Below are 8834 nucleotides of genomic sequence, written 5' to 3'. Positions count from 1 at the left end.
CTGGCGGGCGGCGGCGGGGTCGCGCACATGCTCGATGGCGATCATCAGGCATTCGGCGCGCAGGGTGCCCAGGTCGATCCCGCTCATCGCAGATCCTCCAGCACCTTGGGCTGGTGGCCCATGTGGTGGGCGGGGGGGCAGTGGGTGACTCGGCCGGCGGCCACTTCGGCATCGATGGCCGCGCGTTCCTCGGGGGTGACGCGCTTGGGTTCCTTGGCGGCCTGGGCGGCGCCGAACGCGTTGAAGGGTTGGGCCGTTCCCGTTCCCTTGGTGGCCCTCTGCCGGCGCGCGTTGGCGGCGGCCTGCCCCAATCGGACGGCAAGGATGAATTCAGCCTCGCCGCCGGCCTTGCGCAGCTCCGCGTCGATCAGGGCCGCAGGCCGCAACAGGAATTCTGCGGCCTGGTCCAGCGTGGCACCGTCTTCCAGCGCCTTGGCCAGCTGCTCGCGCTCCCGCTCTGACAGCGGGGCGACGGGGGGCTGTTCTTCAGCCTGCACCTCGGGTATCCCCGTGATGTCGATGGAATAGCCGCCGGGCGGCACGTACATCCATGGCGACGCGCCCGTGTCTGGCGCTGGCACAGCCTGCAGCTCGGCCGTCAGCCGCGCCTGCGCATCCTGGTACAGCCAATCCCAGGCCTGGCTGGCCAGGTCCAGGGCGGCGGAAAGGGCGCCAGTCTCCGCCAGCGCCAGCCGCAATAGCTCTTCACGCGTCATAGGGGTGGTGCCGGCGGGTATCATGGCTACGCCCCGTACCCGATGATTTCGCGGCCGGTGGTGATCTGCAGCGTCACCGCCGACAGGCCGGTATCATCGTTGAACTGGCAGTACGGATAGACGCGGATGCCGTGCCCGTGGGCTTCCTTGACCTCTTGCATGGCGGCGTTCAGTTCGTTCACGGCGGCCTTTAGACGGGCACGTTGTTGATCGGTCAGCATGGCGGATGGCTCCTTCAGGTCTGGGGTTCACTGAGCGCCCCGGCGTCGCGGCCGGGGCGCCTGTGAGCCGCCAGGCTCAGGCCACGGCCGTCTTCAGCTCCTTCAGGAACACGGCCTTGGGCGCCCGCTTGCCGGCGATCTCCACCGGCTCCCCCGTGCGGGGGTTGCGGCCCACACGGGCCGTCCGCTGCACCGTGGCCAGCTTGACGACGCCGGGGATCGTGATCTGGTCGCCGCGCTTCAGGGCGTCGCGCACCTCGACGCCCAGCAGCTCCAGCACCTCTTTCACCTTGGCGGCGGGGAGGCCGGCGCGGATGCCGATCTCGCTGGTCAATTGCTTCTCATTCATGCTCTTCGCTCCTTCTTAAGGCCCTCTTGGGCCGGTGGTGATGGGGGTCAGTCTTGAGCGGTGTGACTGTTCTGGAAGAGGCGGCCATCCGGTATTCCCGGGACCGGCACGCCGTTGGTTTTGGCTTCCAGCAGCTGCTGGCGAAGAGCCAGGGAACGGCGGACGGGGGCAACGGGTACCCCCCTGATCCGCGCGGCACGGATGGCCGCGATCTGCGCCGTGGTGCGGGGACGGATGCGGCTCATTGGACGCTTCCCCCTTCCAGCGACACCAAGGCCGTGCTGTCGAAGTCCCCGCGGGCGATGGCGGCCATCAGGTCGCTGCCCAGTCCCTCCATGGCGGCGGCGTGGGGCGGATGCCCGGCCGCCACCATCTGGATGGTGCCGCGCTCCGGCCGGGGGATCAGCAGGACGGCCCCGACCAGGCCATGCTGGTCACAGAAATCGTTCAGCGCTGCGATCAGCGGGTGTTGACGGTGGGTGGTGACGGGGCGCGTCATGCCGCACCTCCCTGCGCCGGCTCGGCATCTGGCGCCCAGAGCATGGCGCCCTTGGGCTCAGTCCTCCTGATGGCGGAGAGAAGTTGGTTCTTTGCCTGGCCGAGCCATACGGCGTAGCTGCCTTCGACAGCCCCTGAGGCCAGGGCGATGGTGATGCAGGCCTGGGCGTAGTCGGCGGCGGCCACCAGATCGGGGGCCGCCGCCCAGAGATAGAAGGCGGCCCTCGTCTCGATCTGGCAGCTATCGACGTAATACCCGATGGTGTCATCGGAGATGAGCGTTTCACCTCCGGCATCGTAATCAGGATCCCCCATCTCATTGGCGGGGCCGCGATCGATCCGGATCCAGCCGCCGCCTTCGCCCCCCTCGCAAATGCGATAGGGGCCGGTCGGGGCGCCGTGATTCAGCGGGATGACGGGGTTGGGCTTTTCGCTCATGCCGCACCCGCCTGGGCCGGCTCAGCAGCCTGCGGGACGTAGAGGAAGTTCAGCAACGCGTCGAACCAAGGGCGCCCATCGAAGGGGTCGCGGCCGGTGATCAGCCGATCAATCGGCAAGCCGTCCGTCAGCGTGCGGGCTTCCGCGAGGAAGTTGCCGTTGAAGGTGTTGTAGACCACCTCCAACATGGCCTCCCCGTCCTGGAACAGGAAGCTGATGTAGTCCGAACCCTCGCGGTCGTATTTCTCGCGGCTGAACTCCCATTTCCGCTCGGTGCAAGCGTCCTGGATCTCGGTGATGGAACGGTGACGGGCAAATTTCTGCATGGTTGCCCCCTCACACGCTGGCCAGGCTGAGGGGGATCAGGTCGTACCGGCCTTCGGCGTTGCGGCGCCGGACGCGTAGGTATTCCGCCTTGCCGGCGATGTGGATGCTGGCGCGCAGGGCGTCCATGGCGCGGGCCCAATCGGCCCCCGGCATCTCGAACGTCATCAGGCGGAACAGCTCGTTGGCGCGAACCTGGCCTTCCTCATCCAGGCCGAAGGCCCGGTGGATGATCAGCTTCAACTCGGGCGCCCCCTCGCTGGCGGCCACCCACTTTTCCAGGGCGGCGCGGGCGGCCTGCAACTCCGCTCCCTCGAACACCAGGCGGTCGGCCTTGGCCAGCTCCACCTGCCACTCGCGGTCGAAGCTGTGGAAGGTAACGTTGCCCTTGGTGCCCCCAACCTCGATGCCGAAGTTGGCGCCGAGCAACTCCACCAGGGAATGCCCCTCCGATAGGGTCAGGGCCTTGAAGCGCGCCAGGCTGGCCGACAGCTGCAGGGCGGCGGCGGCCACGTTGCGCACGAAGCCGTCCTTGACCTGGTCGGCCTCCTTCACCACGCGGGCGGGCACCAGCGCGCCATCCTCGGTCCGCCAATACTCGCCATCCGCCAACGTCACGGTGGCGGGGGGCACGCTGGGGATCGCCTCCAGCGCGGCGCAGGCCTCGCGCCAAGCGGCGGCGAAGTCATCCTCGTTGCCGTCGAACGTCGACAGCAGGGCGTGCAACCGCTTGGCCAGCGTGGGCGCGGTGGCCGGGATTTCAGGGGGCACCGGATACTCCAGGTGCAGAGTGTCCAAGAAAAGGGTGGGCGTCATGGGTCAGCTCTTTCAGAACAGGGCGGCGATCAGCCGCGCGATGGCGCCACGGCGGCGCCGTGGCAGGGGGTTGGGGGAAACGATGGCGCCGCCCAGGGCGACCAGGCCGAAGAAGGTCTGCCGCCGGGCCAGGTCCACCTGGGCGGCGGCGGCCTTGGCCTCGGCCGCCGCCAGCTTGGCCAGCTCCCGCTGGGCATCCAGCACCAGCGGGTCGGCCGGGGGCTCGACGGGCGGCCCGTCGCCCTCCAGCCCGGCGTAAAAGCCGCTCCAGGGCGACGCCGGCAGGTCGCCATGCGCATCCTGCGAGGCGAGATTGGGCCCGAACCTGCGGGCCCTCAGCCGGGCACCCAGCCACGCCGGCAACCAGGTTCGGGCCCGTCTCATGCCCGCACCGAGTACAGCAGGCCGCTGCCGTCCGGCGCGGGCACAAGCGGGGGCGACATCAGCCGGTCGGCCAGCACCACCACGGCGCAGGCCAATGACGTCATCTCGGCCGAGACGGGCATGCGGTTCGGGTGCCCCCGCATGATGTTGACCGCCAGGGCGACGGCGTCGGCCTGGTGGTGCTCCAGGCGCGGCAGGCTGACGGGCACGGCGACCCGGCCGTCACTGCGGCGGATCACCATCACCAGGCCGCTGGCGTCGATAGTGTAGCCGGCCTCGACCAGGCCCATGCCACCATCCCAGACGGCCTGGGCGCCCACTTGATCAGAGATGGCCTTGATCTCCATGGCTCAGGCCTCCGTCGCGCCGGAGCGGGCGCGGGCCGCCTTCAGGTGGCGCAGGCCGCGGGGCTCGTTGGCGCCATTGGCCAGCATGCTGGCCAGGCGCATCGTCTTATCCAGGGTGCGCAGGGCTCCCGCCTTGCCGGCCACACCCATCAGGAAGGTCACTTCCTGGGGATCGGTGACGCCCCAGGCGGCGATCAGGGCGCTGATGTCACCCTCGTTCGGCCGCGGCCGGATCAGCCGCGTGCCCACCCGGCTGTAGAGCTGGCCATAGTCGGCCTGCTTTCCCTCCAGCCGGGACACCACCTTCTCGTTGCCGATGACGGCGATGGCCACCTTGTAGATGTCATTGAGCGCCCGCAGCTCATCCATGGACTCGGGGCGTAGGTTCTGCCCCTCATCCACGATCAGCAGCCCCTTCTTGCCCTTGACGAAGCGGCCCAGCGCCCGCGCCATCTTGGTGGTGGACTTCTCGGGTACGTCCAGTTCGGCGCAGATCTCCGCCAGCATGGCGCTGGGCTTCGACGTTGATGGCGTCATGGTGGTCAGCCAGACGTTGGGCGTCACCAGCTTGTAGGCCTCTGCCGCCATCGTCTTGCCGATGCCCGGCGCCCCCACGATCACCGTGATGTCGCAGGCGACCTGGGCATAGCGCAGGGCGGTGATGAAATCCCGCGCGCTGGGCGTCTCGATGAAATCGGGGCTGGCCGTGATGCTGGCGGCGGCCATGCGCTGGGACTGACGGGCGACCAGCCACCGCATGGCGTCGCCGGTGGCCTTCTCGTTGTTCCCCTGGTATTTGCCGGACAACCACGCGGCAAATGTGCTTTCCGCCATGCCGGCGCGACGGGCGCCCTCGGCATTGCTGATCTTGTCCTCGGCCAGCGCCTCACGGACCAGGGCGCGGACAGCGTCCGGATCCTGCATCTTCAAGATATCGTTGATGTCAACGCTCATGCTAAAGTCCTCTTGGTTCTGAGGTGTTAGGGGCTGGGTCATTGCCGTGACCCGGCCCTTTTTCATTCCGCCGGCACGGGCCGGAGGTAGTGGACGCCGGCCGACAGGGCCGCGCTGAATTCGTCGTCGGTCATGGCGTCGGGGTCGGCCTGGGGCCGCATGGCGAGGGCGGCGTTACCGCTGCTGCCGAACAGGGGGCGGACCACCTTCGTCTCCGGCGCCACCTGCTGGTCCACCTGGGGCAGCATGGCCGCCACCTCTTCGGGGGTCAGGCGCCTTTCCGCCGCCGCCGCGTCGCGGGTGGCGCGGATGAACTGGCGCCGCAGCCGGGCATGTTCCTTGGCCGCCGTGACATCGTCGAAGCCGGCCGCCAGCACGCACTCCGCGACACCGAGATAGCCGCCGTCCTGTCGGTAGACGTGGACGCCCTCATGAAGGTTCTGCCCGTCGAAGCGGACAACCAGGGATCGGCCGCGATGCTCGAACAGGAATTCGGCGTGGTACCTGTTGTCGGCCAACCAGACGGCACCTGTCTCAGCGTCAGCCTTCACCTTTTCGGCCGCCATAAGCCACAGCCGGCGCTGCTCGCCAGAGGCCTTGCGGATAGGCGCCTGGGCATAGCTTGCTTGGAACACGTCCAGGAAGCTGTGCACACCCCCACAAACCGCCGTGCGCCGCTTGCGCCGCATGTTGTGCTCGCGGATGCCTTCCGACACGACAGTCAGGAAGGTTTCCAGGGGTACCGCCCTGCTGCCGTAGCTCTCCGGTTTGGCGTCGGGCTTGTTGCCGGTATAGGCGCCGGCGAAGGCCGGATGCTTGGCCAGGTCCCCAGCAATGTCTTTGAAGGCCCTCTCAATGGGCTTGGACTGGCCGCTGTACGGCATCGTCCAATGCACCTCGACGCCCAGTTGGGTCAGAATGCCGAGGGGTTCTTCCTCGCGAACCTTGAACCTGTACCGGTTGGGCGTGCCGCCGGTGATCCATTTGCTGGCGAAATCGCGCCCGTTGTCGAACCAGATTTTGTCGGGGATGCCCCACTGTTCGACCATGTCGCCAATGGCCAACCTGACGGCCTCGTTGTTGGCGCTCTTATCGACGCGCCACGCCAAGATCATGTTACTGTACAGATCCTGGATGCAGACCATCTGGGGCCGCAGGATTTCCCCATCGGGCCACTGAACGAAGACGTCCCACTTGTGGCCATCGGCATTCACAGCCTCCAAGGCGTGGAAGTGGCCGCGATTGCGTTCCTGCGCCGGATAGAGGTCTTTCAGCGCCTCCATACCTTGGCGCGCCAGCACCTTTACGGGCAGCGGAAGCGCCTCAAGCCGGCGCTCCAGTGTCTTGGCGGAGGGTAGGGGCGCCCAACCTCGGGCCTTCGCCACTTCCTCCAAGCGGCGATAGCAGCTGGTGAAGGTCGGCGCTTCGTCTCGCAGCCAATCGGACTTCAGATATTCCCAGGCCTCCGGGTGGCACTCCGCTTCGGCCTGGCGGCCGGCGCGGTGGTCTATCAGCATCGGCAGCCAGTCCTGACGCGGCACGCCATGGATGCGCTGTTCCCACAGCCAGTAGGTCGATGTTCCAACCTTGCGCAGGGCGCACACGGTGGATACCGCCACGTTCTTGGGCGTCCCCGCCACGAACAGCGCATCGACCTGCTGGAGGATGGCCAGGCGCTGCCGGGCCACCTCCTTCTTTTTGTCCGTGGCCCTGGCGTACAGGTCCCAGGCGGCTTCAGCTGACAATGTGCGTTTTGCCGCCAGCCGGTCGGCGTCCTGCTCGCGGGTGGGGGCGCCGTCGGCCACGATCAGCTTGGCCTTCACCGGCCCCGGCAGCACGGCGTAATGGTAGAGGTAGCCGTTGCCTTCCTCGGCGCGGCGCCACACCCCTTGCGGGTTGCGGACCTGGTGCCACACCGGCCGCGACCGCCAGTCGTCGGCCTTCTTGTTGACCGCGCGAACGCTGATCCCAAACAGGGGCGCCAGTTCGGCGGCGGAATACCATTCCTTCATGACCGCATCGCCTTTCTGGCCTTGCGCCGCGCCGCGTCGAAGCTCTTGTCGAGTTCGTCCTTGCAGTCGGCCAGCTGGCCAACCTCGACCCATGGCAGCCATTTGTTCTCGATGACGCTGTGGCCGAACATCTCGGCCATCAGCTGCAGCAGCCGGACGTCGCCGGTGGCGTGGATCAACCCGAGCAGGCGCACGACGGTGATGTTGTGGTCGGCTTCCTGGCTGGCGTACTTGTCCAGCATGTTCGGTGTGACCGTTTCCCCCAACCAGTCGGACATGCGCGCGGCGATCTCCGCCCGCCTGTCCTCACCCTCGCGCGCGGCCGCCTTCAAGGTTTCGGCGACCGCCAGGGAAACCCGGCGCTGCAGCGTCGCCGCCCGCACCTGGATTTCCTGGAAGCGCTGAACCAGCACCGGCGGCTGCCAGTCGGTGAACATATCCAGCGTGGCCCGGTCCCGCGGCGGCGACATCACATGCCTCCCTGGGCAACGGGGGCCGCCACCGTCACGGTGACGGCCGCCCGCGCTTCCCCTATCCTCGGAGCTGCAACACAACCGATGGGGGAACCGATGTCAGAAGGTGAAATCCGGGCCTGGGTGCGAAGCGAACTTGATGAAATGCACGAACTGATCCAAGGGCTGCATTGGCCTATGCTGGCCTTGGCCGTGGCCCTCTTGGAAACCAAGGCCCTGGACTTCAACAAGTTGATTGGTGTCATCGACAAGGTCATCGACTTGGCTCACATCAACGGAAGCAAAACGGACAGGACGGTTCTTGAGGGGTTCCGCCATCTTCTTGAGGCGATGGGCCCTGATCTCGCATCCGGCGAAGGACTTGATGCAGCGTCACTCGCTCATCTTCTGTCAAAGCTGCGGCCTCAAGGCTGAGGCGGGTCTGACGGATGGCCTCGGCTTTCGCGTCGAGAGCCGCCTTATGCCGCTCCAACAGGTTGGTCGGCGGCTGGATATCCATAATGACCGGCACGCCGAAGGCGGCCATTTCACGGGCCATGGCGGCGCGGACCTTCTTCACAAAGGACCGCTTCGCCTTGGCGTGCCGCCGGGCGGCTTCCATGTGGTTGAAGCCACCCATCACGCCACCTGCTCAAGCTTGGGCTGCTCCAGGGCGCCCGTGGCCCGCAGATGCTCGATGAAGGCGCGACGGGCCGGCGCGCCAGCCCGCGCCCACGCCTCGGTCAGCTTCTCCAGCTGCCTGTCGGTGTCCGACTTGGCCTCTTCCTTGACGCCCTGGACCACTTTGCGCGCGGCCTCGACCGTCTTGACGGTGGGCTGGGGCGACAGCAGCAGATCCAGGGCCTGCAGCTGGTGCGCTGGTTCCAGCTTGGTCAGCGCCAGCAGCTCCCCTTGGTGATCCGCCAGCCAGGTGCCGGGGATGCGCTTCTTCACCTCCGGCGTAAGCTTGGTGGCGATGCGCACCGCGCGTTCGATGGTCCTGGCCGTCAGGCCGCATTTCTCCGCCGTGTCCTTGGCGAAAGACCAAAGCGACAGCGTGTCGTTTTGAAATTCGGCGCTGCGGCGGTCCCCGCCATGGGCGGTTTCGGGGTGCAGCTCCTCATAGAGACGCTTGCGCTCGGCCAGGAACTTGGCGCGATCAAACGCCACCAGCTCCACCCGCGCCAGGTTCTCATCAATCTCCGCCAAGCGCAGTTCGGTTTCCGTTCCCTCGACCAGCTTGGCCTTGATCGTGGTCCAGCTGAGGATGTTGGCGCCCGCGAGGCGATGGCCGCCCGCCACCAGGGCGTAACGCGGCCCGGA

15 protein-coding genes are annotated in these 8834 nt (G+C 67.3%); all 15 read right to left on the bottom strand.

Going from position 1 to position 8834, the window contains the following annotated elements; genetic code table 11:
* Positions 1–83: 83 nt before the first annotated feature.
* Positions 84–716, bottom strand: coding sequence for a hypothetical protein (locus P5F91_RS28875; protein ID WP_277908974.1), 633 nt, complete (start codon positions 714–716; stop codon positions 84–86).
* 26 nt (positions 717–742) lie between these two features.
* Positions 743–937 (bottom strand): hypothetical protein, encoded by a 195-nt coding sequence (locus P5F91_RS28870; protein ID WP_277908973.1) that lies wholly within the window; start codon positions 935–937, stop codon positions 743–745.
* A gap of 76 nt (positions 938–1013) precedes the next feature.
* Complete coding sequence (locus P5F91_RS28865; RefSeq protein ID WP_277908972.1) at positions 1014–1286, bottom strand: HU family DNA-binding protein; 273 nt, start codon at positions 1284–1286, stop codon at positions 1014–1016.
* 47 nt (positions 1287–1333) lie between these two features.
* Entirely contained in the window at positions 1334–1531 is a 198-nt protein-coding gene (locus P5F91_RS28860) for a hypothetical protein (protein WP_277908971.1), read from the bottom strand.
* On the bottom strand, positions 1528–1785 hold the full coding sequence (locus tag P5F91_RS28855; RefSeq protein ID WP_277908970.1) for a hypothetical protein: 258 nt from the start codon (positions 1783–1785) through the stop codon (positions 1528–1530). The genes P5F91_RS28860 and P5F91_RS28855 overlap by 4 nt, the downstream gene beginning before the upstream one ends.
* Positions 1782–2222 (bottom strand): hypothetical protein, encoded by a 441-nt coding sequence (locus tag P5F91_RS28850; RefSeq protein ID WP_277908969.1) that lies wholly within the window; start codon positions 2220–2222, stop codon positions 1782–1784. The genes P5F91_RS28855 and P5F91_RS28850 overlap by 4 nt, the downstream gene beginning before the upstream one ends.
* Positions 2219–2548, bottom strand: a complete 330-nt coding sequence (locus P5F91_RS28845) for a hypothetical protein (RefSeq protein WP_277908968.1) — start codon at positions 2546–2548, stop codon at positions 2219–2221. The genes P5F91_RS28850 and P5F91_RS28845 overlap by 4 nt, the downstream gene beginning before the upstream one ends.
* Before the next feature lie 10 nt (positions 2549–2558).
* Positions 2559–3362 carry a DUF3164 family protein gene (locus P5F91_RS28840; RefSeq protein WP_277908967.1) on the bottom strand — a complete coding sequence of 268 codons (804 nt, stop codon included), beginning with the start codon at positions 3360–3362 and terminating at the stop codon, positions 2559–2561.
* Positions 3363–3374: 12 nt separating this feature from the next.
* Positions 3375–3746, bottom strand: coding sequence for a hypothetical protein (locus P5F91_RS28835; protein ID WP_277908966.1), 372 nt, complete (start codon positions 3744–3746; stop codon positions 3375–3377).
* Positions 3743–4093: a hypothetical protein gene (locus P5F91_RS28830; protein WP_277908965.1), complete on the bottom strand. Its 351-nt coding sequence runs from the start codon at positions 4091–4093 to the stop codon at positions 3743–3745. Before P5F91_RS28830 ends, P5F91_RS28835 begins: the two co-directional genes overlap by 4 nt.
* Positions 4094–4096: 3 nt before the next feature.
* Positions 4097–5047 (bottom strand): AAA family ATPase, encoded by a 951-nt coding sequence (locus P5F91_RS28825; protein WP_277908964.1) that lies wholly within the window; start codon positions 5045–5047, stop codon positions 4097–4099.
* A 62-nt stretch (positions 5048–5109) separates the two neighbouring features.
* Positions 5110–7059: a transposase domain-containing protein gene (locus P5F91_RS28820; protein WP_277908963.1), complete on the bottom strand. Its 1950-nt coding sequence runs from the start codon at positions 7057–7059 to the stop codon at positions 5110–5112.
* Positions 7056–7529 (bottom strand): DNA transposition protein, encoded by a 474-nt coding sequence (locus P5F91_RS28815; RefSeq protein ID WP_277908962.1) that lies wholly within the window; start codon positions 7527–7529, stop codon positions 7056–7058. The genes P5F91_RS28820 and P5F91_RS28815 overlap by 4 nt, the downstream gene beginning before the upstream one ends.
* A 274-nt stretch (positions 7530–7803) precedes the next feature.
* Complete coding sequence (locus tag P5F91_RS28810) at positions 7804–8151, bottom strand: hypothetical protein (protein WP_277908961.1); 348 nt, start codon at positions 8149–8151, stop codon at positions 7804–7806.
* Positions 8151–8834, bottom strand: a 684-nt coding sequence (locus tag P5F91_RS28805; RefSeq protein WP_277908960.1) for a ParB/RepB/Spo0J family partition protein, incomplete at its 5' end; no start/stop codon positions are given. The genes P5F91_RS28805 and P5F91_RS28810, both read right to left, overlap by 1 nt.

This window comes from Nitrospirillum amazonense (assembly GCF_029594735.1).
Classification (GTDB): domain Bacteria; phylum Pseudomonadota; class Alphaproteobacteria; order Azospirillales; family Azospirillaceae; genus Nitrospirillum; species Nitrospirillum amazonense.
Note: the sequence above shows the minus strand (reverse complement) of the source record. Positions and strands in the feature narration are given on the sequence as shown.